The sequence below is a fragment of the Mycobacterium toneyamaense genome (assembly GCF_055384815.1).
In genome coordinates this window covers 4,571,819-4,597,552 of the sequence record NZ_AP040333.1, presented here as the reverse complement: position 1 = coordinate 4,597,552, position 25,734 = coordinate 4,571,819, and the positions used below count along the sequence as shown (strand labels likewise).

The window sequence follows — 25,734 nt, the reverse complement described above, 5'->3', positions numbered from 1 at the left end:
TGGAAACCGCAGCAGTCTTGGGGTAGCGTGCTAGATCGTGAGTGCAGGTGGAGGCGAGGTCGTCGCGGGTAGCTTCATCAACGGAAAGATCGTGACGACGGACGGCAATCCGTTCGACATCATCAATCCGGCGACAGGTGCTGTCGTGGCCTCATATGCGCTGGCGACACCCGCCGATGTGGACACCGCAGTAGCTGCGGCCCGCGCTGCACAGCCGAGCTGGGCCCGGGCAACTCCGGCCGAGCGGGCCACGGTTCTGGCGCGGCTGGCCCAACTGGCCGCCGAGAACGCCGACGAGCTCGTGGATCAGGAGGTGCGGCAGACCGGTAAACCGGTCCGGCTGGCGGCGAACTTCGACGTGCCCGGCAGCGTCGACAACATCGACTTTTTCGCCGGTGCCGCCCGACACCTCGAGGGCAAGGCCAGTGCCGAATACTCGGCCGATCACACGTCGAGCATCCGGCGCGAGGCGGTCGGGGTGGTCGCGACCATCACGCCGTGGAACTACCCGCTGCAGATGGCGGTCTGGAAGGCGTTGCCCGCGTTGGCGGCTGGTTGTGCCGTGGTGATCAAGCCTGCCGAGATCACGCCGCTGACCACGCTCACGCTGGCGCGCCTGGCCGGCGAAGCGGGGCTGCCCGAAGGCGTGTTCAACGTCGTGACCGGGCTGGGCGCGGACGTCGGCGCAACCCTTGCCGGGCATCGCGATGTCGACATGGTGACGTTCACCGGCTCGACAGCAGTCGGGCGACGAGTGATGGCAGCTGCGGCCGTCCATGGCCACCGCACCCAGCTCGAACTCGGCGGCAAGGCTCCGTTCGTGGTCTTCGATGACGCCGACTTGGATGCCGCGATCCATGGTGCGGTGGCGGCATCGCTGATCAACACGGGCCAGGATTGCACCGCTGCGACCCGCGCCATCGTGGCGCAACCGCTGTACGACGACTTTGTGGCCGGAGTTGCCGAACTGTTCGGCAAGGTCGTCACCGGCGACCCGCACGACCCGAATACCGATCTGGGACCGGTGATCTCGACGCCACACCGGGCCAAAGTCGCCGGCATGGTGGAGCGGGCCCAGCAGCAGGGCGGCCGGATCGTGACGGGCGGAACCATGCCCGAGGGTCCCGGTACGTTCTACCCGCCGACCCTGATCGCCGATGTTGCGGAAGACTCCGAGATCTACCGCGACGAGATTTTCGGTCCCGTGCTGACCGTGCGACCCTTCATCGACGATGACGACGCGCTGCGGCAGGCCAACGACACCGAGTACGGGTTGGCGGCCTCGGCGTGGACTCGTGACGTGTACCGAGCCCAGCGGGCATCGCGCGAAATCCAGGCGGGCTGCGTGTGGATCAACGACCACATCCCGATCATCTCCGAAATGCCGCACGGCGGTTTCGGTGCTTCCGGGTTCGGCAAGGACATGAGTGCCTATTCGTTCGAGGAATACCTGACCATCAAGCACGTGATGAGCGACATCACCTCGGTCGCCGAAAAAGAATGGCACCGAATCATCTTCGCCAATAGGAAGTAGTTCACGCTGACGGCAGCCGTAGCTGTCAAAGCCCTGTGAAAGCTTCTTGTCGATGAATTGCAGGGAAACGCAGAGTTTCGCGAATGGGCGTCACAACGTCGCGCCCGGGCTCACCTTTCATCGGGTGGTATGAATCTGCCCGAAATCTGTGCCGACTCTCCAGATGTACTGTGTTACATCGGTATTCGGCATACAGCCCGGAACGACAGCCGGCGCGCTGATTTCAGCACCGGCGATAGTCGGAATTTTCTGTATCTGCAAAAACATGCGCCGACTCGCCGCGAATACACATCTACGCGATACCGGTCTCCGTTGTCCAATGCCGCGTCATTCAGTGTGAATGACGAATGTATTTGTCGGCGCTTTTAACATTCGTCGTCACTTCTCGTAACAACCCGACTCTAAAGTTGCCTGGTGAACCGAAAGCGGTTGCCCCGCTAGGTCATTTAGCCTACACCCCAGCCGTCGGCACTGCAGCCGGCATGCGGTCCGCGCCGTGTTCGGGACCGACCAATCACCATGAGGAGGCCGATCTATGCCGTCTATATCCAATGTCGAGCGGCTCGAGGAACTCAGAGATGCTCAGCAGAATGCGGATACCGGGCTTGCGGCCGCCAGTATGAGCGGTGTCGAGCTCGTCGCGCAATCGACGGCCGGTATCGCGCCAAGTGCCGTGATGGTTTCCGGCGCAACGCTTGTGGCGGCCAGCGCCAGCGCAGGCACCTTGTATTCCTACGCCGTCTCCTTGTGCGTGCTGCTCTTGGTGGGCTGGTGCGTGTCCCGGGCCGCGCGGCTGCGGCCGGGGGAGGACCTGCTCTCACATATCACCGCCGCGTTCGGTAGAGCTGTCGGGTTCGTCGGTTCGACCGGTCTCGCTCTCGGGTATCTGCTCATCTCCGTCGGCTGCGTCGCCCAATTCTCGCAGTACACCAAACCCCTTCTCGGAGTGGCTCCACCGGTGAGCGCCGGCGCGCCCGCTACCTCGATTTCGGTGACGGTGGTTTTGGAAATCCTGTGTGTGGTCTGCGCGGCCTGGATGATGATCCGCGGCGTCCGGATCTCCGCATGGACCGGCGTGGTGCTCGAGGTGCTCTCAATCGGAGCAATTCTGTTGGTGTGCACCATGGTTCTACTTCATCATGGCTTCACCCTTGCGCCGCTCATGCCCACCGGCATCACGGTGCAACAGGTGGTCAGCGGCATGGTGTTGGCGACCCTGGGCTTCGTCGGCTTCGAGTCGGCTGCGTGTTTGTCCGTCGAGGCCAAGGACCCACAGCGGACGATCCCGCGGGCCGTCACGGGCAGTGCGCTCCTGGCGGGCGCGCTCTACCTGTACGCGTCTTACGCTCAGATTGTCGGATTCGGTGGTGCCGACAACCTGGCCGCCGATGCAACGCCGTTGAACACGTTGGCCGATGGCCTTGGCTTTCACTGGCTTGCGTTGGGCATCGATCTGGGCGCGGTGGCCTCGAACTTCGCCTGCGTGACCGGCTCACTGACAGCGGCAAGTCGGGTACTGCGATCGATGGGGGAGTCGCAGCTTGTGCACAGCAAGATGGCGGCGACACATCCCGTCCGCAAGACCCCGCATGTGGCGATCATCTTGCTCAGTGTGGCTGCCCTGGTTGCGGCGCTTGGCTTGGGGCTCAGCGGAATCAACGAACTGGATGTGTATTCCTACACCGGAACCCTGGGGACCTTCGGCTACATGGTTGCCTACATGCTGATGGGACTGGGTATCCCGATTCTGGTGCGGCGCTTGGCGCCACAGGCCGGCATCGGTGCCGCCGTCATCATCGGAATGACTGTCACCGGTTGCCTCGGGTACGTCTTCTACCGCAACGTGTATCCACTCCCGGCCTGGCCGGCAGCCTTGATGCCGTGGATCTTCCTCGCGGTGCTGCTCGCCGCGGCCGCGTGGTACGTCGCTGGTCCGGCCCGCATTGCCCGCAGGCAGACCCGGGAATCGTCGGTGGATGCGGAGCCGGCGCCCGAGCCGGCTGAACTCGCGTGAGGTAGTCAGGGTGTTTCAGGCATCCCGGTGAGGGCCGCCACCGCTCGCAGGTGACGCAGGGCGAAAGCGCGGGGGCGGCCCCCATCGGGTACATGCACGCCGGCAACGACGCCAGAGATGCCCGGGGTGTTGACGGCCTCGATGGCGCAACGCTGGCGGCGCGGGCATGAGCGGCACAACGCCTTGACCTCGGCGTCGTTCCCGGCATTGACCCACCGGTCCGGATCAAACGTGCACGGCGGCATCGGTGACGGAATAGCTGACTTCTGCAGTATTGCGGTCATGTTTGGTGACCCGTCAGGTGAGATGCTCTTCGAAGAACGCGAAGACCCGCTGCCAGGAGTCTTCGGCCTCCAACTCCGAGAACTCCATTCGGGCAAGGGTTTCCACGGGTTTGAGAACGCGGGGTAGGCCGAAGTCGTTCATGAAGGCGTGGCCGACAAGGGGATACTCCTTGACGTCATGGGCGATGCCCGCGCGCGCCAGGACGGTTTGAAGTTGTTGGGCCGCACCCTTTTTCACGATGCGGTCTTTGGCTCCGTAGCTCGCGACGACCGGGCAGGATCGCTCCAGGCTGTCGATGTCCTTGGGGGCCAGCCCGTACATGGATGCGGCCGCTGAGTATGTGCCGCGCGCGGCGACGACGAGGGCGAAGCCCCCGCCCATGCAGAAGCCGGCGATCCCGACCTTGCCGTTGCAGCGTGGGTCGGCCAGTAGGTGGGAACGGGCAGCCTCGATGTCGTCGTAAGCCGGGCCTTCGCCGGTGAAGTGTGAGCGGATGGTCTTGGCGACGCATCGGATCTTGGGCTTGTGGCCGCCGTAGAGGTCGGGAGCCAACGCCAGATAACCGGCTTCGGCGAATTTGTCAGCGCTGCGGCGGATGTCGGCGGTGAGTCCGCGGACGTCCTGGATGACGACCACCGCGGGCCAAGGCCCGGCGCCGTCGGGAGCCGCGAGATATCCGGGAACGGGCCCCGCTGGGGCCGGGTAGGTGATCGCCGGCATCAGGTACCCGTTCGCTGTGTCGTGGCACCTGCGTTCGGCTGGCCGCCTGGCGTGCGCAATGCCGAATCGGTCATGTTTCCTGATCTCTTCCTGACTGCGGCGTTTGCCGTCGCGGTGCGGGCCGCTGGCCCTCCAGTGTGTGGCGATACGCAACCGGGCGTACCGATATGTCTATATCGTTAACCAAGTTTTCAATATTGACCGCCGATACAGTCGAATCGTGACACGAGTTCCATGTATTGTCTACTCGCATGGAGACCGTGTTCACACGTCGACGCGAACCGGCCAAACCCACCAGCCGCGAGATGATCATCGAGGCTGCGCTGACCGTATTTGCGGACCGCGGGACACAGGCGGCGACGCTGAAAAACGTCGCCGACGCGGCGGGCGTCAGCGTCGGGCGTGTTCAACACCATTTCAAGGCCAAAGAGGATCTGATCGCCGCAGTCGACGATCATGCGATCGACGCGCTGGCCGCCAAAATTCAGAACCCCGACGCTCCACCAGAGGAATCGCTGGTCGCCATGGGGCATCGCTTTACCGAGGTCATCTCGGAGAAGCCACACGTGCTCGAGTACATCTGCATGCAGATGCTCGAACCCGAAGGCGTGGGCGAAACCATCTTCGACGGCATGTTCGCCATCAGTGAGGCGCAGCGGGTCCACTTCGAAAAGATGGGGCTGACCCGTGAAGACCTTGACCCTGAGTGGGGTGCGCTGCTTCCGCTGATTGTGCGCGCGGGAACCATCCTGTTTCGAAAGCACATCGAGCGACACATCCCGGGTGCTTTCCTCGAACCTGAGAACTTGCGCCGCTGGGACGAAGCTGTCACCGCACTTATCCGGCACGGCCAACTCCGCGCCGTGGAGTAGACCACGAATTCAACGGGTTGAGCCGGCCGACATACGAGGGGTTGTCGGCCGGCTCGACTCAGACTGCTCGCAGGACCGCCCGCTCACCGAAGGGCGGCGGTTGGTCAGCGCAGCTTGATCCTGGCCCGGATGGGTCCTCCGGCCACGAGCGTGAAGGGGGCCACCATCGGGAATTCGTCATCGAGAGAATCGATTTCGGCGTAACGCACGATGGTTGCCAGGGCCAACGTGGCTTCCAGCATCGCGAAATGGTCGCCGATACAGCCGCGTGGACCGCCGCCGAACGGGATGTACTGCCAGCGGTCACGACCGCGGCTGTTCGCTTCGGTGAATCGCTCCGGATCGAACACCAGCGGCCTGTCCCACAGGCTGGGGTCACGGTGCACAGACATGCGACCCATGACGATCATCGTGCCGGCCGGAATCCGGTAGCCAGCCACGGCGACATCGCGAGTGGCCATCCGTGAACCTGTTGCCCCGGGCGGACACAACCGCATCGACTCCTTGAGCACCTGGATGGTGTATCCCAAGCCGGCAACATCATCGGGAGTCAGTTCGCGGTCGCCGAATCGGGACGCCTCCTGACGGACACGGTCCTGCATCTCCGGGTTACGGCCCAGCGCCCACAGTGCGTACGCGATCGTGGTCGCGGTCGTGTCCTGGCCGGCGAACATGAAGATCAGCAGCTCGTTGGCAATGTCCAAGTCCGACAACGGCTTACCCGTGTCGGGATCTTTCGCCGCGATCAACTGTTGCACCAGAGGCGCGTTCATCTCAGGATCGGCCCGGCATGCCTTCACCACATCCAGCGCGAGCTTGCGGATCGTCGCTGCCGCCGCGTACGCACGCCGGCGCGCCCGGGTGGGAACCCAGCGCGGCAAGCTCACCGGGTTGATCGCCCGAGACACCGCATACGAGACGGCCACACGCATCGGTGCGTCGATCGACTCGGCATGATCGCTCAGGTCGACCCCGAACACGCTCTGGCCGAGTGCGCGCATCGTGACCCGTCGGGCCGCGGCGTCCAAGTCGATCTCGGCGCCGTCGTCCCAACTGGCGCATACCTTTTCGGCCGCCTCGGACATGTGGCCACCGAACTCGGCGACCGATTGCTTGGTGAACACGGGCTGGATCGTGCGTCGGCGCGGCAGCCAGTGCTCATGGTCGACGACGAACAGGTTGGCTCCGATGATGCGCTCGAGCTCCTGGCTGACGTCGCTGGTCTTGTCGATCGAGCCGTCGTGGCAGGTGACGGTGTCCCGGATGCCCTGCGGGGAGGTGACGACGACCAGGGGAGGCATCAGCCACTTCGGCGCGAGGGTGAAGCGGGTGACCGGGCCGCCGGCGTCGCGCAGGACATCGGTGCCGGTGTGGAAGGAACGGCACGCGGCGAGACGTTGTTTGCGAGGCAGCGGATTCACCGGTGGTAGCGGTAGTGACGCGACGTCCGGGCGTGATTGGTCGACCATGTTGCGTTAATCCGTGACGCTGTCGTCAATCGAGATTGTCGCCGCCGCAGCGCGCATATTCATTCCCCCTGGCCACGCCCCGTATTTCTACGGGCCGACGTTATCAGTCTCGACGGTGGATATCCACCTATGCGATAGTGAGGAAATGCCGAGCCAGCACCGAGTGCCCGCCGGCATTTACCGCGCCGACGAGGCGCTGCGCAAACGCGCGATAGCCGCTGCAGCAGAAGTGGATTCGTGCCTGAGCGCCCACATCAACGGGTTTCTCCTGTGGCTGGTCGGCGACACTGACGAACTGCCCCCCAGGCCCATTCCGCAGCGTACAGACGGCCCGAATGGCGCAGCCAGGCAATGCACAGAACTTGGAGCCGAATAGTGCAACCAACTGATCCGAACGAATATCGCCCACAAATTCTGGACCCGGCCAATCCGGCAGCCGCGACCACACTCGATCTTCTCCGGTCGGACCCGCACGTCCAGGTCCTCGACCACTACGGGCCCGAGTTGGACAACCTACGCCGATTGCGCCCCCAACCCGCTGCCGCACTCCTGGACGAACCGGCCCGTTGGGTCTGGTACCCGTGGCGACGGACCCTCGTCTCGATCCTGGGTCCGGCCGGCTTCAAGGCACTGCGCCTCGACCGCAATCGCAACAGCATCACCACGGGGGAGCAGACCCGACTGGCCGAACTCACTGTCGGTGTGGCGGGCCTGAGCGTCGGGCATGTCATCGCCCACACCCTGGCCACCCAAGGCTTGTGCGGGCGACTGCGTCTGGCCGACTTCGACCGCGTCGAGCTCTCGAACCTGAATCGGATACCGGCCACCGTGTTCGACCTCGGACTCAACAAGGCTGTCGCCACGGCGCGCCGCATCGCCGAACTCGACCCGTACCTACCGGTCGAGGTATTCCATCAGGGCCTGACCACCGAGACCGTCGATGACTTCGTCGACGGGCTCAATGTCTTTGTCGAAGAATGCGATTCGCTCGACATCAAGGCCGTCGCGCGGGTGGCCGCCCGGCATCGACGCATCCCGGTGCTGATGGCCACCAGCGACCGCGGCATCATCGACGTCGAACGTTTCGACGACGAACCTGACCGCCCGATCCTCCATGGCCTGCTCGGCCCGCTCGACATCGGCCTGCTGCCCGGCATGAGCAGCAAGGAGAAGGTGGCACACATCCTGCGCCACCTCGAAGCCGAAAAGCTCTCACCGCGCACCGCGGCGTCGCTCATCGAACTCGACCGGACCTTGGCCACCTGGCCGCAGGTGGCCTCGGAGGTCATCATCGGGGCGTCTGCGATAGCCGAGGCGGTGCGGCGTATCGGACTTGGCGAGGAACTGCGCTCGGGGCGCGGCCGCATCGACATCGGGTCATCGCTGGACCAACTCGCCGAGCCGTCGATGGGCGCGCCGCGGCCCACCACGCCCGCGCACGAGCCGCTCTCCGCCACCAGCCTCACCGGCCAGGTTGCGATCGCCGCGATGCGCGCGCCGTCGGGCGGCAATGTTCAGCCCTGGTTGATCGAGGCCGGCGAAGATGAGATCGCGATCTGCCTTGCCCCGCAATACAGCCCGACCATCGATGTCGGATTCCGGGGGAGCGCCGTCGCCGTCGGCGCCGCGGTGTTCAATGCTCGGGTTGCCGCCGCCCACCACGGCATCCTCGGCCCGGTAACCGTCGACGAGCCGGCCCACGGGTCGTGGTCACCGCTGCACGCGACACTCTGGTACGGCAAGGGCGGCAACCCGGACCTCGCCGACCTGTACGGCGCGGTGCTCGCGCGCGAAACCAACCGCGACAAAGGCACTCCCACGCCCCTGGCCGACGAGGTTGCCGGGGCATTGTCGGCTGCTGCCGAATGCGAAGGCGGGCGGCTGCGACTCATCACCGCGCCAGGCGAGATCGCCGCAGCGGCAGAGATTTTGGGCGCTTCCGACCGGATCAGGTTCCTGACCCCCCACCTGCATCAGGAGATGATCGCCGAGCTGCGCTGGCCCGGCGATCCCGATCCGGACGCCGGGATCGACGTGCACAGCCTCGGACTGGGCGATGGCGGGCTGGTCATGCTCGAGCTGCTGCGCCGGCCGGAAGTCATGGCTCAACTGGCCGACTGGAACGCCGGTGAAGCACTGGGTGACGACATGCGCGGCCGGGTGCACGCCAGTTCGGCTCTGGCGATCGTCACCGTCACCGGTGGTGCACTGCGCGACTATGCCGCGGGCGGCTCGGCCGCGGAGGCGGTGTGGGTGCATGCGCAGCAGCGCGGCCTGGCCGTACAGCCGATCTCGCCGGTCTGGCTGTTCGCCCACGATACGGCCGATCTCACCAAGCTTTCCGCTCGCTTCGCCGGCGAACTCGGGATTCTGCAACGCCAATTCGTCGACCTCGCCGGCATCGACGCGGACGAGAGGATCGCGCTGATCCTGCGACTCACCGTCGCGGCGCCGCCGGCGGTGACCAGCCGGCGCAGCGACGAGCGCGTCGTGCTGCGCGACTGACGGGGAGTTGGCAGCACACCCAACTACTCTTGGTCACCATGAGCGAAGTGATGGACTGGGACGCCGCATACCGCCACGAAATCTTCATGGGACCGCCGCCATGGAACATCGGCGCACCGCAGCCGGAAATCCTCGCTCTCATCGACGCCGGCAAAGTCACCGGACCCGTCCTCGACGCCGGGTGCGGCGTGGGCGATGTCGCGCTCGCCCTGGCGGAGCGGGGCTTCGAGGTCACCGGCATCGACCTGTCGACGGTCGCGATCGAGCAGGCCGCTGCTGCGGCAGCCGACCGCGGCCTGACCACGGCCCGATTCCTGCAGGGCGATCTCCGCGATATCGGTGCCCTCGGCCTCACCCAGCAGTTCAACACCGTCATCGACTGCACCCTGTTCCACTCACTGCCCGTCGAAGCGCGCGACGACTACCTGCGGGGTATCCATGAGGCCGCCGCTGCTGGTGCCGTGCTGTACCTGCTGGTGTTCACCAAGGACGCGTTGCCTGCCGATTCGCCGTGCCCGATCCCGAACCAGGTGACCGAAGCCGAAGTCCGCGACGCCGTCGCGGCGCACTGGTCCGACGTGGCGACGCAGGCGTCGTTCGTGGCTGTCAAACTCCCCGACATCCCCGGGTTGCCGCCCCACAACTTCCCGGTCGACGACGCCGGCCGCGTGCACCTACCGGCATTGCTGCTGACCGCTCGGAAAGTCTGACCGGGCAATCACGGCGCCGGGGTGCGCAGCACCGGCGCCGCCAGGAGCTGCCCCATGGTGTCCGCGTCGACCGGACCGGACACCAGAAGCCCTTGCGCGCGACGGTAACCCATGGCGATGAGTTTTTGCGCCGCGGACTCGGTCTCCAGCCCGTCGGCGGTCAGTTCGAGCCCGAACGCGTCGGCCAGGAGAGCGATCGACTGGACGAACAAGGCGTTCTCGTCGTCATGGTCGAGCGTCTGGACAAACCCGCGGCCGACCTTCAACGAATCAATGGGCAGCTCTTTCAAACTGGGCAGAAAGCTGTACCCGGTGCCGAAGTTGTCCAACGCCAGCTGAACCCCGATCTGCTTCAGTTCCAACAGGATTTGGCCGCACAGTTGAGCCTCGGTGACCAACAGGTCCTCGGGCAGCTCCAAGCACAGCGAACCCGCCGGAACCTCGAACTGCGCGAGCGTCGCGGCGAGATGTTCGGTGAACCCGGCAGTCAGCACCTGGGCGGGTGACAGCTTCACCCGGAGCATCACGTTCTGGGCCAAACCCTCAGCTCGCCAACGTCGAAACTGCTCGCATGCCATCCGCAACACCTCGCGCCCCACAGCACCGCCGAAGTTGGTGGCCTCGGCCGTTGGCATGAACTCCTCACGCAGCAGTAGTCCGCGGGTCGGGTGATTCCATCGCACCACCGCTTCCATCGCCACGAGTTCGCCACTGCGCAAATCGACCTCGGGCTGGTAGTAGAGGAACAACGCGCCGTTGTCGATGCAGTCCTGCAGATGCACTTCGACGTCGGTCTGGAACGAGAACTGCGCCGCGAGTTCGTCGCTGAACGCGATCACGGTATTGCCACCCGCGGCCTTGGCGGCGGTCAACGCGTGCTCGGCATACCGGAGCAGGTCCGACACCGAATCGGCTCCTGGAATCCCCACGGCCACACCGATACTCACCCGGTGCCTGATGTACGACGAACCCAGCATCAGTCGCGCGGCCAGCGTCTCGCGCAGCCGTTCGGCGTAGGCCTGGGCATCGGCGAGTGATGTGGGCGCGTTGAGCACCGCGACGATCTCGTCCCCACCGAGGCGAGCCAAGAACGCCTCGCCGGCCGCGTACTCGCTCAACCGCTGGGTGAGCTCGACGAGAACCTGATCACCGGTCTCGTGGCCCAGCAGATCGTTGACGGCTTTGAGTTGGTCGGGGTCGATGTACAGCGCCGCGACAGGGGCAGGCTCACCCGATGCGAGTCGTTGATCGAGATGGTCGAGCAGGCTTCGGCGGTTGCGCAATCCGGTCAGGTCATCATGCTCGGCAAGGTGTTTGATCGATGCGAGTGTTTCCACCCGCACCTTGACGTGGGCGAACATCGTGGCGATGACCTTGAGCGCGGTGATCTCCTCGTCCAGCCATTGCCGGTCGCCGTATTTGATGAAGCCCAGTGTGCCGGTTGTGGTGAAGCAATCTGGTTCCGCCGTGTCGGTGACGTTCATCGGCACGGCAGCCATCGAGATGACCGGCACGGTGGTGCCTTCCTCGATGCGCTGCTGGAATTCGTCCGGCTCGGCCGCCGGCCGCAGGATCACCGGTTCTGCGACATGTTCGGCCATCGCGAAGACCGGATCGGCATCCTTGAAGTAGACGGTTCCGATCGGATCCGGGTCGGGCATATAGGTCCTGATCGGCCATTGAGCGATCAGGATCGTCGCGCCGATGGTGTGATCGTTGTGCCGCAGAAACGCCACATCCAAACCGAAATGCGCTGCCACGTCGGTCAGTGCCTGCTCGCTGGCGGCCACGTAGTTGTCCGCGTCGACGGCCATCAGGGTGCGCGTCACCCTGTCGACAAGCTCGTTGAGGGCTCTCAGCACGTCATCACCGTAACTAACGAACCGGTAAAACGGTGTACAGGTCGCTACGAGCCACCCCTGCAGGTCTCGGGCGCCGCTGAACCCGCCTGACTATGGTCCTGTTGTGGAGGGTTCCGGCCTGCCCGCCCCGAGTCTGCGGGCAAGAGCGACGACGGGGCCCGCGCTGCGAGGCGGCGCGATCGCGTCGTTCGACCGGGCGATCTTGCCTCGGACCACGAGTTCCCCGACGACTGCGACGCCGCAGACCTGCGCGAGCAAGAGTGAGACGAGTACCAGGACCTGAACCGCCGCCGCCTGTGCGGCCGAGCCGGTCGCCAGCAGCACCCCGACGAATGCGCCGGGAAGAGTGACGAGTCCGGCGGTGCGGGTTTGATCGAGGTTGGGCAGCAGGGCGTCCGACAGTGGCCGCTCGATGACCGACATCCGCGAGAAACGTTCTGACATACCGAGACCGAGAGCCGCTTCGACCTCGCCGGCGCGCTGCGTCAGCGCATCGAGTGCACGCCGCGCCGCCACCGCCGATGCGGTCATCGTTCCGCCCAGCACGATGCCGAACACCGGCACCACCGCGACACCGTTGAACGGCACCACACCGCTGAGTGTCAGTAGCGGAATCACCATGACCATGCCGGCGGCGAGGGCGACGGTCAGCCACCAGGCCCCGCGCTGTGCCTGACTGCGACGAGCGGCAGTGATCGAGGCGACGATGAACATCAGCAAGAGCACCAGCAGCGACGACCACATCCGCTGCAATGCGACGGCGAGCACGGTCGATACCGCAGCCAGCTGAAGTGCTGCCCGCGCCGCGGCGCTCGGCGCCTCCCACACGGATCCGCCCAGCGCCAAGCGGTTCACCGCGGCCGCCGCGACGGCCATCACGACGCAAACGATGATGAGCATGGGTGTCAGCAGAGGTTCGGCGCCGCGCATGGTTCGAGTTTCCCCGGCGGCACGTCCGGCCACCAGCCGCCTCAAAACAAAACTGCGACGCGTCTCTGTAGCCCGCGGGCCGCTACTCCTTGCTGAAGCAGGATCCCGGCGGTGAGGTGGTCATGGCGATAGCGGCCTGATCCTCGTCAAGGGCATCGACCGGCAGCTTGTCCTGGCCATCGCGACTGCGGAGCCCGTCAAGGAAGATGGCCACATACCGTCGCCACAGCTCGGGGTCGACGTGGCCGGCGAATTCGCTGACCGTGCCTGCCAACAGGCCCAGGATCGGCATGTCACTGTCGGAGATGCCGGGTCTCAGGTGGCCGTCTTTTTGCGCCCGCTCAACAAGTTTCGCGATTTTCGGTACCAGGCGGGTGCGCGCCGCTTCCACCCCGTTGCCGCCACCGCCCTTGCCGTACAGGATCTCTCGCAGACCACGATCGGTGGCCGTCTGCTGGCACATCTGTTCCACGAACCAGGCGAATCCCGCCCAGGAGTCGTCGAATTCCAATGCCGTGTCGGCGACCGCGGCGATCTCGTCGATCGCGTCCTCGAAGATGGCCTCGAACAGCTCTTCCTTCGTGGGGAATCGGCGATACACCGTGCCCACGCCGATGCCGCCGTGGTGCGCCACATCATTGAGCGTTGCGCTGAGGCCTTGCGTCGCGAACAGGTCGCGGGCCGCATCGATCACTCGCTGCCGGTTGCGCACGGCATCCTTGCGCAACGGTCGATCTGTGGTCGGGCGGGCCATCACCCCCGCAGTGTAATCCGGGACACCATTGCACTAAGTGGATTGACGCCATCCACTTACCGGAATAGTTTCATGCCGGACGCTGCGACCGGCTCACGATCGCGGTGATTCGCGATCGGGAGGGCGCGCTGCATGACACGACACCACCGGGCCGTACCTGCGTTGGCCGCCGCCGCTGTCGGAATCGTCGTGGCGGTGTCCGGTTCCGGACCTGCGCATGCCGATCCCGATACCGACTTCGCGAACCAGTTGCACACCTACGGCATCTACGGACCGAAGGACTACAACGCCTGGCTGGGGAAGATCGCGTGCCAGCGGCTGAGTAACAACGTCGACCACGACGCTTATCAGTCGGCCAAGTTCGTCGCCACCAACCTGTCGCGGCAGAACGCCACTCAACAGAACTGGCAATTCCTCAGTGCCGCAATAGATTTCTATTGCCCCGACAAGCGCTCGATACTGGAAGCCGCCGCGCAGCAGTCGCAAACCGGGGTCCGCGCATGACGCTTCGATCTCTCCGTATCGGATTGGCCGCCGTGGTGGTCGGCCTGGCGGCGACCGCGCTGCCCCTTGCCGCGCCGGCCGGTGCCGACGCGACCGACGACTATCCGATCCCGCGCCGCATCATCACCACCACCTGCGATGCCGAGCAGTACCTGCAGGCGGTGCGTGACACCAGCCCGGTGTACTACCAGCGCTACATGATCGACCGGAACAACCGCCCCGCCGATATCCAGCAGATGGCGCAGGACCGCATCCACTGGTTCTTCTCTCTGGACCCGGTCGGCCGCCGGCAGTACTCCGAGGACACCGCCACCAACGTCTACTACGAGCAGGTGGCCACCCACTGGGGCAACTGGGCCAAGATTTTCTTCAACAACAAGGGCGTGGTCGCCAAGGCGACCGACGTCTGCCTGGGCTATCCCGCCGGCAACATGCAGGTCTGGGACTTCGCCTCCAACAGCTGAGTGATTTAGGTCCGAATTTCGCTGCTGACCAAGGGTTTTTCAGCGGAAATCGCATTTGCCCGCGCAGGGCAGGAATGCGGCGGGCCCGCGCCAGGTTGTAACGAAGACGACATTTAAATGGATGGACTCTATCCACTTTTTCCGTTAGGTTACCTAGCTAGATGTGCGGCGGCTCGCCAATGGCGGTGTGCCCCCGAGATGCCCGACGACCGCGCGGTCGGCAACTTCTGAAGAAGGCAAGATGACGAGAGTGTTTCGGCGGGCATGGCTACCGCTATTGGTGATCGTCGCGGTCGCCGCCGGTGTGGTGATCGTGTCGAACGTACGACAGGTATTCGGCTCGAATCCCGTGGTCATCACCGAGAAGAGCTCGGACAACGCCGAGGATTTCAACCCCAAATTCGTCAAGTACGAGATCTTCGGCACGGGTAGCACGGCCGTCATCAACTACATGGACCTCGAAGGCAAGCCGCAGCGCGCCGCGGGGGTGTCGTTGCCGTGGACGTTGGTCCTGCAGACCACTCTGCCCTCGGTCCAGCCCAACATCCTGGCCCAGGGCGACGGCAACAGCATCAGCTGCCGGGTCAGTGTCGATGACGTGGTCAAAGAAGAGAGGACCGCCACCGGTATGAACGCCGAAACCTTCTGCTTTGTGAAGGCCGCATGAGCGCGCCGGCCAACGAGGCCCAGACCGACGCCATCCCGGTGGCGGAGAGCAAGGGGCACAAGGGAATACCGCGGTTCCTCCGACGATTCGCCGTGCTGATCATCCTGGCCTGGATCGGAGTCATCGCCGCACTGAACACTGTCGTCCCGCAACTCGAGGAAGTCGGCAAGCTGCGCGCCGTGTCGATGAGCCCCAACGACGCGCCATCGATGATCGCCACCAAACGCGTCGGCAACGTATTCGACGAATACCGCACCAGCAGTTCGGTGATGATCGTGCTCGAAGGCGATAAGCCGCTGGGAGCCGACGCCCATGCGTTCTACGACAAGATGGTCAGCGATCTGCGCGCCGACACCACCCACGTACAGCACGTCCAGGACTTCTGGGGCGACACGCTGACTGCCAAGGGCGCCCAGAGCCGCGACGGCAAGGCGGCGTACGTTCAGGTCTACATCGCCGGTGATCAAGGTGAGACGCTGGCCAACGAGTCGGTCGACGCGGTGCGCCACATTGCCACCGAAAGTCCCGCTCCGCCGGGGGTAAAGGCCTACGTGACCGGCCCCGCGGCGACCAGCACCGATCAGAACGCCGTCGGTGACAAGAGCATGGAGCTGATCGAGGGGGTCACCTTCGCCGTCATCGCGGTCATGCTGCTCATGGTCTATCGATCCGTCATCGCGACGTTGATCGTGCTGGTGATGGTGGTGCTCGAGCTGTCCGGGGCGCGAGGGCTGGTGGCATTCCTGGGCTACCACAACGTCTTTGGGCTGACCACCTTCGCCACCAACCTGCTGGTGACCTTGGCGATCGCCGCGGCCACCGACTACGCCATCTTCCTGATCGGGCGCTATCAGGAAGCGCGGCGGGCCGGTGAGGACCGAGAATCGGCCTACTACACCATGTTTCACGGCACCGCACACGTGGTGCTGGCCTCGGGCCTGACCATTGCCGGCGCGACCCTGTGCCTGCACTTCACCCGGCTGCCGTATTTCCAGACGATGGGCTTCCCGCTGGCCATCGGCATGGTGATGGTGGTCGCGATGGCGCTGACCCTGGGGCCGGCGGTGATCGCGGTCTGCACCCGCTTCCGCCGGGTCCTCGAACCGCGGATGAACACGAGAACCGCCGGGTGGCATCGGGTCGGTACCGCGACGGTGCGCTGGCCGGGCGCCATCCTGGTCGGTGCTGTGGTGGCCGCACTGGTCGGTCTGATCGCGCTGCCGGGCTATCAAACCACCTACAACGACCGGATCTATCTGCCCAAGGACGTCGCCGCCAACGTCGGCTATGACGCGGCGTTCCGGCACTTTTCGCAGGCCAAGATGAACCCGGACCTGATGATGGTCGAGTCGGACCACGACCTACGGAACCCCGCCGACTTCCTGGTGATCGACAAGATCGCCAAGGCGCTGAAGAACGTGCACGGCATCGCCCAGGTGCAGACCATCACCCGACCCGACGGTGACCCGATCAAGCACTCGACGATCCCGTACACCGTGGGACAGAGCGGCTCCACGCAGCTCATGAACAACGACTACACGCAGACGAATCTGAACAATCTGCTCTCTCAGGCCGACGATCTGCAGAACAGCATCGACGCCATGACCGAGATGATGAGTGTTCAGACAGATCTGGCAGCGGTGTCACAGCGCATGGCCGACAAGATGAAGACCACCTCGGATGACATGGGTGACACTCGAGATCACTTGGCGGACTTCGATGATTTCTTCCGGCCCATTCGCAACTATTTCTATTGGGAGCCACACTGCTTCGATATCCCGGTGTGCTGGTCCATGCGATCGGTCTTCGAGAGCATCGACGGCATCAGCTTGATGTCGGATGACTTCCAGGCCATCGTTCCCGACATGCAGCGCATGGCTGACCTCATGCCCAAGATGGTCGCGACCATGCCCAAGCAGATTCAGTCGATGAAGCACCAGAAGCAGGTGTTGCTGAACCAGTACCAGATGCAGAAGGCGCAGCAGGACCAGACCATCGCGATGCAGAAGACCGGTACCGCGATGAGTGAGGCGTTCGACGCGGCCAAGAACGACGACTCGTTCTACCTGCCGCCGGAAGCGTTTGAGACCGCCGATTTCCAGCGCGGGCTCAAGCTGTTCATGTCGCCCGACGGACATGCGGTGCGGTTCACCATCATTCACCAGGGTGACCCGTTGACGCCGGAGGGCACCTCGCGCATCGAGCCGCTCAAGGTCGCCGCGGCCGACGCGATCAAGGGCACCCCGCTCGAAGGCTCCTCGATCTATCTCGGTGGTAGCGCAGCCATGTACAACGACATGCAGATCGGTGCCGATTACGACCTGATGATCGTCGCGGCCGCAGCGCTGATCCTGATCTTCATCATCATGCTGGTCCTCACCCGTGCGGTCGTCGCATCGGCGGTGATCGTCGGAACCGTGGTACTGAGCCTGGCATCGGCCTTCGGTCTGTCGGTACTGCTCTGGCAGCACATCGTCGGTATTCCGTTGCACTGGATGGTGTTGCCGATGTCGGTCATCGTGCTGCTGGCGGTGGGCGCGGACTACAACCTGCTGCTGGTCTCCCGGATCAAGGAGGAGATCCACGCCGGGCTGAACACCGGCATCATCCGCGCCATGGTGGGCACCGGTTCGGTGGTCACCTCGGCGGGCCTGGTGTTCGCCTTCACCATGATGTCCATGTCGGTGAGCAAGCTGATCATCATCGGCCAGGTCGGTACGACCATCGGTCTGGGTCTGTTGTTCGACACCCTGGTGGTGCGGTCACTGATGACGCCGTCGATTGCCGGTCTGCTCGGACGTTGGTTCTGGTGGCCGCAGCGCGTGCGTCAGCGCCCGATTCCCCAGCCCTGGCCGAAGCCGGTCGAACGCGAATCCGAGCTGACGTCCGTCTGAGCGTGAGTTCGGGCTCGAGGCAGGCGATTTCGCCGCCTCGGGCCCAGCCACGTGGTGTGAATCACTGGGCGGTGGGGGGTTCGACTGAGCCGGATGGGGTAGACATGAATTGGGTGATCGCGGGGGCATCGCCGCCGCCGCTGCATTGTTGTCGAGTTGGGGGCGCGTCCTGATGAATCGAAATGATCGGTGGCTGATTGCTGCCGCCGCAGCGGTGTCGGTCACGGCCGGGGGCGTCGCCACTGCCGCGCACGTCGCGGCGGAGGCTTGCCCGGACGTGCAAGTCGTATTCGCTCGCGGCACATTCGAACCCGCGGGTGTCGGTGGCGTCGGGCAGGCGTTCGTGGATGCGCTCCGCGCCCGGACACCGGGGAAGTCGGTGGACGTCTACGCCGTCAATTATCCTGCCTCCCTTGATTTCGCGACTGCTGCGGACGGCGTGATCGACGCGAAAAACAAGGTCATGGCCACCACCAACACCTGCCCGAACACCAAGGTCGTGCTCGGCGGCTACTCGCAGGGCGCGGCGGTCGCCGCCTACATCACCGAGGACAGCGTGCCGCAGGGCTTCGTCTTGCCGCCCGGGCTGAGCGGGCCGATGCCGGCGTCGGTGGCCGATCGCGTGGCTGGCGTTGTCCTCTTCGGAAAACCGTCCAGCGGATTCCTGCAGATGATCTACACGGGCGCGCCGCCCATCACCGTCGGCCCGCGCTACGTCGGCAAGACCGATGACGTGTGCATCCCCGAGGATCCGGTGTGCTCACCGACCGGCGGCGATCGGAGCGCCCACGGTGCGTACCAGGCGCGCGGGCTCACCGACCGCGCCGCCGACCACGTGGCGAGCCGACTCGGGGTCACGGGGAAGCCGGCCCAGCCGGCTGCGCAGTCCTCTGGGCTCAGTTAGAAACTGTCACCCCGAACCTGCCGTCAGCGTGCCGGCGGCAACGGCCGCTGCGTTGATTCTGGTCAGCACCGTGTGCAGGCGCTCCAGCTCGTCGAGGTCGACACCGAGTTGCTCGACGACCGCCGGTGGAATTTTCAGGGCACGGCGGCGCAGGGCGACGCCTTTGGGCGTCAGGGTGATGTGGGTGGTGCGTTCGTCGGTGGCGCTGCGCGTGCGATGGATCAGCTCAAGGGCCTCGAGCCGTTTGAGCATCGGCGACACCGTGGCCGAATCCATCTGCAACAGCGCGGCGATCTGCTTGACGGTCAACGGCTCTTGCTTGGCTTTTGCGTTGTCCCACAACGCCAGCAGGACCAGGTATTGCGGATGCGTCAGCCCGAGTGGTTCGAGTAGTGGCCGGTAGATGGCCAGCACCGCACGGTTGGTGATGGCCAGCGCGAAGCAGACCTGCCGCTCCAGGGCCAGCGGGTCGACGTCTTCGGAGGCAGCGGACATGCTGCCCAGCTTATTACCCAATTAGCGTCCTAATATTTTGCGCCCACAGCATGTGGTGCTCATCTGCGGCCTGGATCACGTTCTTTCGGGCTATTGGAATAGCAGCCTAACTGTTAGTGTCCTAACTATTAGGGTACACGCACCGTGGCCCCAGATGATCAGTCAAAGGAGTCGTCATGGTCGCCGACAGTCCGACGTTCTGGCAGCGCATCACCTACGCCTACGGGCGTCGCCTGCCGGACCACCTGCAGGAGTGGGTTCGTCAGGACCTGACCGACGACGGGGCCGTGCGCCGGCACATGATCCGATACGCCATCCCGCCGATCTTCGTGCTGGCTCCGCTGTGGCTGCTGCCGGCGTCGGTGTATGTGCACTCCGAGATGACGCTGCCGATCTACTTCTGGGCGCTGGTGATGGCGTTCGTGCTCAACAAGGTGTGGCGCCGCTACCGCCTGAGCCAGCACGGCCTCGACCCGAACCTGATCGACGAAGTCCTGCGGCAGAAGCAGTCGCAGATGCACGACCGCTACGTCGAGCGCTTCGGTCCGCGACCGGAATCGGCCAAATGGCAGGCGAACAGCCGACCGTTCTGACGGTTGCAAGGGCAGCGCGAGGGCCGACGGGGTGTTGTTCGATCGCCGCTCCGGCCACGTCGAAGGGATGGGCGCTCGTGTCGGTGCAGCGCGAAAATATCGGTCCGGGGACTGGTCTGGGGGGATTACGCTCATTCATGTTGAGGTCGCGCGACCCGCGGGGCCGGAAACTTGGGGGAGACAAGGTCCATGAAGATTTGCCTGATTGCAGGTGCCGTCGCCGCGGCCGCCGCGCTGTCCGTTGCCGCTGCCGGACCCGCGTCGGCCTGGCCGATGCCGTTTACGCCGGAACAACAACGGTTCATCAACCAAGCCCGTAACGTGGGCTTCCCCGGCGACGACGACGCGGTGATGCAGGCCGGGCTGCAGGCGTGTCAGATGGCATTCAGTGGCCAGTCGCGTGCCGATGTCATTGGCGCGCTGGCGGGGCAGTACGGGGCCGATGCGGGCCCTGCCGGCGCGCTTGTGAAGACCGCGCACGGCATCTTGTGCACGTCGGCCCCGAACTGACAACTCGTTCCGACGAGAGGCCCCGCCGGATGAATCCCGGCGGGGCCTCTCCTTCGTCATGAGTCAGCGGCGCTGTTCAGCTTCCTGACGCTGCTCAGCGGCCTTGGCGCCGGCACGCGCCGAGTCTGCCTCCGCTTCCTTCTTCGCGGCGTCGCGTTGCGCATCGGCCTTGTCCTGCTGGGCCTTACCCTCGCGCACGACGTCGTCGCGACCTGTCACGGTGCCGATGACTTCCTTCGCCTTACCCTTGACACCTTCCACCACGCCGCGCACGGCTTCCTCGGGTCCGGTGTTCTTGTCCTTCTCGGTCATATCTACCCTTCCGCTATTCATGGGACGGATTGCGTCAGGAGCGGCATTGCTGTCGCGCCCTGCTCTGAAGAATTTCCAGTCCGGCCGGCCTCCAAACGCTGCGGTGCTGTGACTTGTCGTACACCGCGTTTCTCAGGTGTCATCGAGACGCGGAAACAACACCTCGTGTGCGATCAGCTGTACGGCGGCGGCGATGGGAATGGCCACCAGCGCTCCGACGATGCCCAGTAGTGCGCCTCCGACGAGAACCGCCACCACCGTGACCAACGCGGGCACCTTGACGGCGTGCCCGATGATGCGGGGTACCAGGAGGTAATCCTCGAGGGCTCGGAACACCACGAAAAACACTGCGGTAGAGATACATACGGGCAGTGACACCGTGAGCGCCACCGCCGCCACCACGACACCCGCGATGGTCGAGCCGACGACAGGCACCAGATCGAAGAGCCCGACGAAGATGCCGAGCAGCAGGGGATACGGTACGTCGAACGCCGTCAGCCAGACTGCGGTGGCGGCCGCGGCGATCACCGATATCGCCACGTTTCCCAGCACGTAGGCGCCGACCTTGGCGAACATGTCGTCCCCGATGAGAATCGCCCGCGGTCGACGGGTCTGGGGGACAAGGCGATACAGCGTCGCGCGGATGCGGGGAAAGTCGATCAGGAAATACACGGTGAGCACGATGACGATGAGGACGTCGGCCAATGCGGCGAATACCGCCGAGCTGGCGGTGACGATCTCATTCAGTATCGAGCCGCCCGATCCGTTCATCATGTCGGTGATCCGCTGCTGAATGTGGAAGCGGTCGTTCAGTTTTCCGATGGTGGACGAATGGCTCTGGGCTTCCTGAATGTAGTGCGGTGCCTGATGGATCAGCTGGGTGGCCTGCTGCGACAACGGCGGGATGGCAGCCGCCACGAAGGCTGCCATCAGGGCGAGAAAGATGACGAAAACGGTTGTGGTGGCGAGCCATCGCGGGAATTGGTGGTTGACGAACCACGAGACGGCGGGTTCCAAGCCCAACGCCAGGAAGAACGCCACCCCGATCAGCACCAGCACCGACCGCGCGGTGATCAACATGTGCATGGCGCCGTAGGTCACGGCCACGCCGGCCGCTGCTGTCATCCCGACGAAGAATGGTGACTGCCGATTGAACCGCCGACCCAGTTCTCCGTGGGGACGCGCGTCGGTTTTCATCTGCGCGGCGGCAGCTTCGGCGGCGGCGATCGGTTCCTCATCTGTGCCGTGCGGCTGCGCCACCATGTCGTCGTGTGCCGACTGTCCCGTACTTCCCGTTTTATCAACGTGTTTCGTCTCGCCGACCGGCTGGCCCCTCGCATCGGGGCTGGCGCGCGTCACGACAATGCCCGTCGTGAACAGGGACGGTCATGGCCCGGTCAGAACCACACCTTGCGGCCTGCAACCGGCCGTCCAACGGCGCCCAAGATCCAGAGGACCGCGCCGATGACGATCAGGATCACCCCGATGGTGTCCAGAATCGGTACCCCCAAGGCGTATCCCAGAATCAGCAAGATGATGCCCAGGATGATCATTGTTGCGCTCCTTGCTCAGGGCAATTGACGTGTTCGTCGATGCCGACGGCTTACAGGTACCCACGGCAGTGCCCGGTCAAACCAACCCTGGACATGATTGGGCGACCCTGATTCGGGCTATCTCTTGGTCGAGGAGAGCGCATGACTGAGGTCGGTTCGCAGGACACCGGGTCCGGTCGCACTGAGGTGTGGCCGGGGAAGGCCTACCCGCTCGGAGCTACCTATGACGGTGTGGGAACCAATTTCGCGCTCTTCAGCGAGGCCGCAGAACGTGTCGAGCTGTGTCTGTTCGATGACAACGGCGCCGAAACACGTGTTGTACTACCGGAAGTCGACGGATTCATCTGGCACGGGTTCCTGCCCGATGTCGTCCCTGGACAGCATTACGGCTACCGGGTACACGGACCGTACGATCCGGCTGCGGGGCAGCGGTGCAATCCGAACAAGCTCCTCATCGATCCCTATGCCAAGGCGATCGACGGCGAATTCCAATGGGATCAAGCACTTTTCAGCTACAACTTCGGTGACGAGGACAGCCGGAACGACGACGACTCTGCCGGTCGCATGCCCAAATCGGTGGTGATCAACCCGTACTTCGATTGGGGCACGGACCGGCCCCCGCAGCGCCCGTACACGGACTCGGTGATCTACGAGGCGCACGTGAAGGGGCTGACGCAGCGTCATCCCGACGTCCCCGAGCGTGACCGCGGTACCTACGCGGGCGTCGCCAACCCGGCCATCATCGAGCATTTGAAGGGTCTCGGCGTCACGGCCATCGAGCTGATGCCCGTGCACCACTTCGCCAACGATTCCACGCTGATCGACAGAGGGTTGTCGAATTACTGGGGGTACAACACGATCGGGTTCTTCGCGCCGGATCCCAAATACACCTCCGGAGTGACCGCGGGCGGGCAAGTCCAAGAGTTCAAGGCCATGGTGCGTGCGCTGCATCAAGCGGACATCGAAGTGATCCTCGACGTGGTCTACAACCACACCGCCGAAGGCAACCATCTGGGCCCGACGCTGTCGTTCCGGGGAATCGACAATGCCGCCTACTACCGGCTGGTCGACGACGACCAGAAGTACTACATGGACTACACCGGCACGGGCAACAGTCTCAACGCCGGTCATCCGCACGCCCTGCAGCTCATCATGGACTCACTGCGGTATTGGGTGACCGAGATGCATGTCGACGGCTTCCGCTTCGATCTGGCGTCGACGCTGGCACGGGAGTTCTACGACGTGGACCGCCTGTCGACGTTCTTCGAGATGGTCCAGCAGGATCCGGTGATCAGCCAGGTCAAACTGATCGCCGAGCCCTGGGACGTCGGGCCCGGTGGATATCAGGTCGGGAATTTCCCGCCGCAGTGGACGGAATGGAACGGTAAGTACCGCGATGCCGTTCGCGACTTCTGGCGCGGGGAGGAGTCCACTCTCGGCGAATTCGCCTCGCGACTCACCGGATCGGCGGATCTCTATGAACACACCTCACGACGGCCGGTCGCGTCGATCAATTTCGTCACTGCCCACGACGGCTTCACCCTGCGAGACCTGGTTTCCTACAACGAGAAACACAACGAGGCCAACGGTGACGACAACAACGATGGCGAGTCGGACAACCGGTCCTGGAACTGCGGTGTGGAAGGACCGACCGACGACCCCGGCATCGAGACGCTGCGTCGACGTCAGCAGCGCAACTTCCTGGCCACCACCCTCCTGAGCCAGGGCGTCCCGATGATCTGCCACGGCGATGAACTGGGCCGCACCCAAGGGGGAAACAACAACGGTTACTGCCAGGACAACGAAATCACCTGGGTCGACTGGGAGTCCGCCGACACCGAGTTGATCGCGTTCACCGGCGCCGTGGCCGCGATCCGCACCGCGCACCCGATTTTCCGGCGTCGCCGCTTCTTCACCGGCCGGCCGGTGCGGACCCGCGGGGCGCAGGACGTACCGGACGTCGCCTTCTTCACTCCGAGCGGCTCGGAAATGACCGACGAGGATTGGAACACCGCCTTCGGCAAGTCCGTCGCGGTCTATCTCAACGGACAGGGCATCCCAGACTTGGACGAGCGAGGGCAGCGTGTCGTCGACGACTCGTTTGTCCTGTGCTTCAACGCCCACGACGAAGCCATCGAATTCACTTTGCCGCCAGATCAATTCGGCCCGAGATGGCAACTACTACTCGATACCGCCGGCGATGTGGCGACCGCAGACGCCGAGGCAGCACCCGTGGAGGCGGGGGCCACCGTGACCGTCGACGGCCGTGCCCTCACGGTATTCCGGACCCTCTCCTGAAACAGGCCTGCCGCCCGCCGCGAAGGTTCAGCATTTCGCGGCTTCTGCAACTAGCGTTGGTGCCGGTATGTCACGGGTGCTGGGAGGTCGGACGGGTGTCGGGATTCAATGACTCGGGCGTCGACGCCGGGGCGCGCGATGGTCACCCGTCGTTGACCCGTGAGTTCATCTTGGACGCGGCCATCGAGTTCATCGACCAGCACGGCCTGGAGAAGCTGACCATGCGCCGGCTGGGTGCGGCATGTGGTGTGGAAGCGATGGCGCTGTACCGGTACGTGCACGGCAGAGCGGATCTGCTGACCGGTGTGGTCGATCACGTCATCGACCGCTTGTATGCCGATCAGCTGGCGGCTCGTCGGCAAGAGGACGGCTGGCAGGACTATCTGATCCGTCTTGGTCACGGGGTGCGTCAGATTGCGCTACAGCACCCCCACGTCTTCCCTTTGGTGGCCACGCAGGCGCCGGAGGCGCCGTGGGTGCGCCCGCCGCTGCGCAGTCTGCGCTGGATGGAGAGCTTCCTCGATACGTTGCTTTCCTACGGGTTCGACGATGTCGGGGCGGTCGCCGCCTACCGGGCCTACACCACGTTCTTGTTGGGGCAGCTCTTGTTGGAGGTGTCTGCTCACGGCGCCCAGTTGAGCCCTGTCGAGGCGATCGTCGACGTCGCTGACCACTCCAGCGCCACGTTGTCGGACTATCCGCACCTGGACCGACTGCAACCCCTGCTTTCGGAAGATCACAGCGAAACGGAGTTCGAGGAAGCGCTCGAAGCGCTGTTGGATCGACTCGAATCGTTGTTGTCGCAGCACTGACCGCGCGGACCGCGCGAGCCCGGCCGGACGTCGGGCCTGTTTACAATGTAAACTGACAGTGGTCGGAGCTCGG

At 64.5% G+C, this 25,734-nt stretch carries 25 protein-coding genes; 15 read left to right on the top strand and 10 right to left on the bottom strand.

Features of this window, described 5'->3' with window-relative positions; translation table 11 throughout:
• Positions 1-37: 37 nt before the first annotated feature.
• Both ACZ5IQ_RS22185 and ACZ5IQ_RS22180 read left to right on the top strand, forming a co-directional pair.
• Positions 38-1,534, top strand: a complete 1,497-nt coding sequence (locus ACZ5IQ_RS22185) for a gamma-aminobutyraldehyde dehydrogenase (RefSeq protein ID WP_212806784.1) — start codon at positions 38-40, stop codon at positions 1,532-1,534.
• A 535-nt stretch (positions 1,535-2,069) separates the two neighbouring features.
• Positions 2,070-3,548 carry an APC family permease gene (locus ACZ5IQ_RS22180; RefSeq protein ID WP_212806783.1) on the top strand — a complete coding sequence of 493 codons (1,479 nt, stop codon included), beginning with the start codon at positions 2,070-2,072 and terminating at the stop codon, positions 3,546-3,548.
• Positions 3,549-3,553: 5 nt separating this feature from the next.
• Here the strand turns inward: ACZ5IQ_RS22180 and ACZ5IQ_RS22175 are convergent, their stop codons facing one another.
• Positions 3,554-3,832: a WhiB family transcriptional regulator gene (locus ACZ5IQ_RS22175; protein WP_212806782.1), complete on the bottom strand. Its 279-nt coding sequence runs from the start codon at positions 3,830-3,832 to the stop codon at positions 3,554-3,556.
• Positions 3,833-3,845: 13 nt separating this feature from the next.
• A complete protein-coding gene (locus tag ACZ5IQ_RS22170; RefSeq protein WP_212806781.1) occupies positions 3,846-4,553 on the bottom strand; it encodes a dienelactone hydrolase family protein in 708 nt (235 codons plus the stop codon).
• A gap of 251 nt (positions 4,554-4,804) precedes the next feature.
• Between ACZ5IQ_RS22170 and ACZ5IQ_RS22165 the strand changes: the two genes are divergently transcribed.
• Entirely contained in the window at positions 4,805-5,425 is a 621-nt protein-coding gene (locus ACZ5IQ_RS22165; RefSeq protein WP_212806780.1) for a TetR/AcrR family transcriptional regulator, read from the top strand.
• A gap of 104 nt (positions 5,426-5,529) precedes the next feature.
• Here ACZ5IQ_RS22165 and ACZ5IQ_RS22160 read toward each other — a convergent pair whose 3' ends face one another.
• Positions 5,530-6,894, bottom strand: coding sequence for a cytochrome P450 (locus ACZ5IQ_RS22160; protein ID WP_212806779.1), 1,365 nt, complete (start codon positions 6,892-6,894; stop codon positions 5,530-5,532).
• 13 nt (positions 6,895-6,907) lie between these two features.
• On the opposite strand from ACZ5IQ_RS22160, the gene ACZ5IQ_RS22155 reads away from it, so the two are divergent.
• Genes ACZ5IQ_RS22155 through ACZ5IQ_RS22145 form a run of 3 tightly spaced genes read left to right on the top strand, consistent with a single transcriptional unit; the run spans position 6,908 to position 10,109 of the window.
• A complete protein-coding gene (locus ACZ5IQ_RS22155) occupies positions 6,908-7,270 on the top strand; it encodes a hypothetical protein (RefSeq protein ID WP_212806778.1) in 363 nt (120 codons plus the stop codon).
• Positions 7,270-9,399 carry an Rv1355c family protein gene (locus tag ACZ5IQ_RS22150; protein ID WP_371824479.1) on the top strand — a complete coding sequence of 710 codons (2,130 nt, stop codon included), beginning with the start codon at positions 7,270-7,272 and terminating at the stop codon, positions 9,397-9,399. Before ACZ5IQ_RS22155 ends, ACZ5IQ_RS22150 begins: the two co-directional genes overlap by 1 nt.
• Before the next feature lie 38 nt (positions 9,400-9,437).
• Positions 9,438-10,109: a class I SAM-dependent methyltransferase gene (locus ACZ5IQ_RS22145; protein WP_244872787.1), complete on the top strand. Its 672-nt coding sequence runs from the start codon at positions 9,438-9,440 to the stop codon at positions 10,107-10,109.
• Between the two features lie 8 nt (positions 10,110-10,117).
• On the opposite strand, the gene ACZ5IQ_RS22140 is transcribed toward ACZ5IQ_RS22145, so the two are convergent.
• The 3 genes from ACZ5IQ_RS22140 to ACZ5IQ_RS22130 all read right to left on the bottom strand — a co-directional run bounded on the left by ACZ5IQ_RS22140 (position 10,118) and on the right by ACZ5IQ_RS22130 (position 13,655).
• A complete protein-coding gene (locus ACZ5IQ_RS22140) occupies positions 10,118-11,971 on the bottom strand; it encodes a putative bifunctional diguanylate cyclase/phosphodiesterase (RefSeq protein WP_464480289.1) in 1,854 nt (617 codons plus the stop codon).
• 90 nt (positions 11,972-12,061) lie between these two features.
• Entirely contained in the window at positions 12,062-12,901 is an 840-nt protein-coding gene (locus ACZ5IQ_RS22135) for an ABC transporter permease (RefSeq protein ID WP_464480288.1), read from the bottom strand.
• Positions 12,902-12,983: 82 nt separating this feature from the next.
• Positions 12,984-13,655 carry a TetR/AcrR family transcriptional regulator gene (locus ACZ5IQ_RS22130; RefSeq protein ID WP_212814666.1) on the bottom strand — a complete coding sequence of 224 codons (672 nt, stop codon included), beginning with the start codon at positions 13,653-13,655 and terminating at the stop codon, positions 12,984-12,986.
• A gap of 132 nt (positions 13,656-13,787) precedes the next feature.
• Here ACZ5IQ_RS22130 and ACZ5IQ_RS22125 point away from each other — a divergent pair, with 132 nt between their 5' ends.
• From ACZ5IQ_RS22125 to ACZ5IQ_RS22105, 5 genes are all read left to right on the top strand, one after another.
• A complete protein-coding gene (locus ACZ5IQ_RS22125) occupies positions 13,788-14,159 on the top strand; it encodes a DUF732 domain-containing protein (RefSeq protein WP_212806776.1) in 372 nt (123 codons plus the stop codon).
• The gene (locus ACZ5IQ_RS22120; protein ID WP_212806775.1) at positions 14,156-14,623 is read left to right on the top strand and encodes a DUF5078 domain-containing protein; all 468 of its coding nucleotides are present in this window, start codon (positions 14,156-14,158) and stop codon (positions 14,621-14,623) included. The genes ACZ5IQ_RS22125 and ACZ5IQ_RS22120 overlap by 4 nt, the downstream gene beginning before the upstream one ends.
• Positions 14,624-14,864: 241 nt before the next feature.
• Positions 14,865-15,290, top strand: coding sequence for an MmpS family transport accessory protein (locus tag ACZ5IQ_RS22115; RefSeq protein WP_073693563.1), 426 nt, complete (start codon positions 14,865-14,867; stop codon positions 15,288-15,290).
• Positions 15,287-18,184 (top strand): MMPL/RND family transporter, encoded by a 2,898-nt coding sequence (locus ACZ5IQ_RS22110; protein WP_464480287.1) that lies wholly within the window; start codon positions 15,287-15,289, stop codon positions 18,182-18,184. Before ACZ5IQ_RS22115 ends, ACZ5IQ_RS22110 begins: the two co-directional genes overlap by 4 nt.
• Before the next feature lie 172 nt (positions 18,185-18,356).
• Complete coding sequence (locus ACZ5IQ_RS22105; RefSeq protein WP_464480286.1) at positions 18,357-19,088, top strand: cutinase family protein; 732 nt, start codon at positions 18,357-18,359, stop codon at positions 19,086-19,088.
• A gap of 6 nt (positions 19,089-19,094) precedes the next feature.
• Here the strand turns inward: ACZ5IQ_RS22105 and ACZ5IQ_RS22100 are convergent, their stop codons facing one another.
• On the bottom strand, positions 19,095-19,583 hold the full coding sequence (locus ACZ5IQ_RS22100; protein ID WP_464480285.1) for a MarR family winged helix-turn-helix transcriptional regulator: 489 nt from the start codon (positions 19,581-19,583) through the stop codon (positions 19,095-19,097).
• Positions 19,584-19,759: 176 nt separating this feature from the next.
• Between ACZ5IQ_RS22100 and ACZ5IQ_RS22095 the strand changes: the two genes are divergently transcribed.
• Together ACZ5IQ_RS22095 and ACZ5IQ_RS22090 are read left to right on the top strand one after the other, a co-directional pair.
• A complete protein-coding gene (locus ACZ5IQ_RS22095) occupies positions 19,760-20,176 on the top strand; it encodes a DUF5313 domain-containing protein (RefSeq protein ID WP_073693567.1) in 417 nt (138 codons plus the stop codon).
• A 189-nt stretch (positions 20,177-20,365) separates the two neighbouring features.
• Complete coding sequence (locus ACZ5IQ_RS22090) at positions 20,366-20,686, top strand: DUF732 domain-containing protein (protein WP_073693568.1); 321 nt, start codon at positions 20,366-20,368, stop codon at positions 20,684-20,686.
• 63 nt (positions 20,687-20,749) lie between these two features.
• Here ACZ5IQ_RS22090 and mbp1 read toward each other — a convergent pair whose 3' ends face one another.
• The 3 genes from mbp1 to ACZ5IQ_RS22075 all read right to left on the bottom strand — a co-directional run bounded on the left by mbp1 (position 20,750) and on the right by ACZ5IQ_RS22075 (position 22,551).
• Positions 20,750-20,998 carry a microaggregate-binding protein 1 gene (gene mbp1 / locus ACZ5IQ_RS22085; RefSeq protein WP_073693569.1) on the bottom strand — a complete coding sequence of 83 codons (249 nt, stop codon included), beginning with the start codon at positions 20,996-20,998 and terminating at the stop codon, positions 20,750-20,752.
• Between the two features lie 132 nt (positions 20,999-21,130).
• Positions 21,131-22,261 carry an AI-2E family transporter gene (locus ACZ5IQ_RS22080; protein ID WP_174557606.1) on the bottom strand — a complete coding sequence of 377 codons (1,131 nt, stop codon included), beginning with the start codon at positions 22,259-22,261 and terminating at the stop codon, positions 21,131-21,133.
• 134 nt (positions 22,262-22,395) lie between these two features.
• Positions 22,396-22,551 carry a hypothetical protein gene (locus tag ACZ5IQ_RS22075; RefSeq protein WP_142239346.1) on the bottom strand — a complete coding sequence of 52 codons (156 nt, stop codon included), beginning with the start codon at positions 22,549-22,551 and terminating at the stop codon, positions 22,396-22,398.
• 141 nt (positions 22,552-22,692) lie between these two features.
• On the opposite strand from ACZ5IQ_RS22075, the gene glgX reads away from it, so the two are divergent.
• Together glgX and ACZ5IQ_RS22065 are read left to right on the top strand one after the other, a co-directional pair.
• A complete protein-coding gene (gene glgX / locus ACZ5IQ_RS22070; protein WP_464480284.1) occupies positions 22,693-24,849 on the top strand; it encodes a glycogen debranching protein GlgX in 2,157 nt (718 codons plus the stop codon).
• Between the two features lie 95 nt (positions 24,850-24,944).
• Positions 24,945-25,661 carry a TetR/AcrR family transcriptional regulator gene (locus ACZ5IQ_RS22065; RefSeq protein ID WP_464480283.1) on the top strand — a complete coding sequence of 239 codons (717 nt, stop codon included), beginning with the start codon at positions 24,945-24,947 and terminating at the stop codon, positions 25,659-25,661.
• Positions 25,662-25,734: the final 73 nt, after the last annotated feature.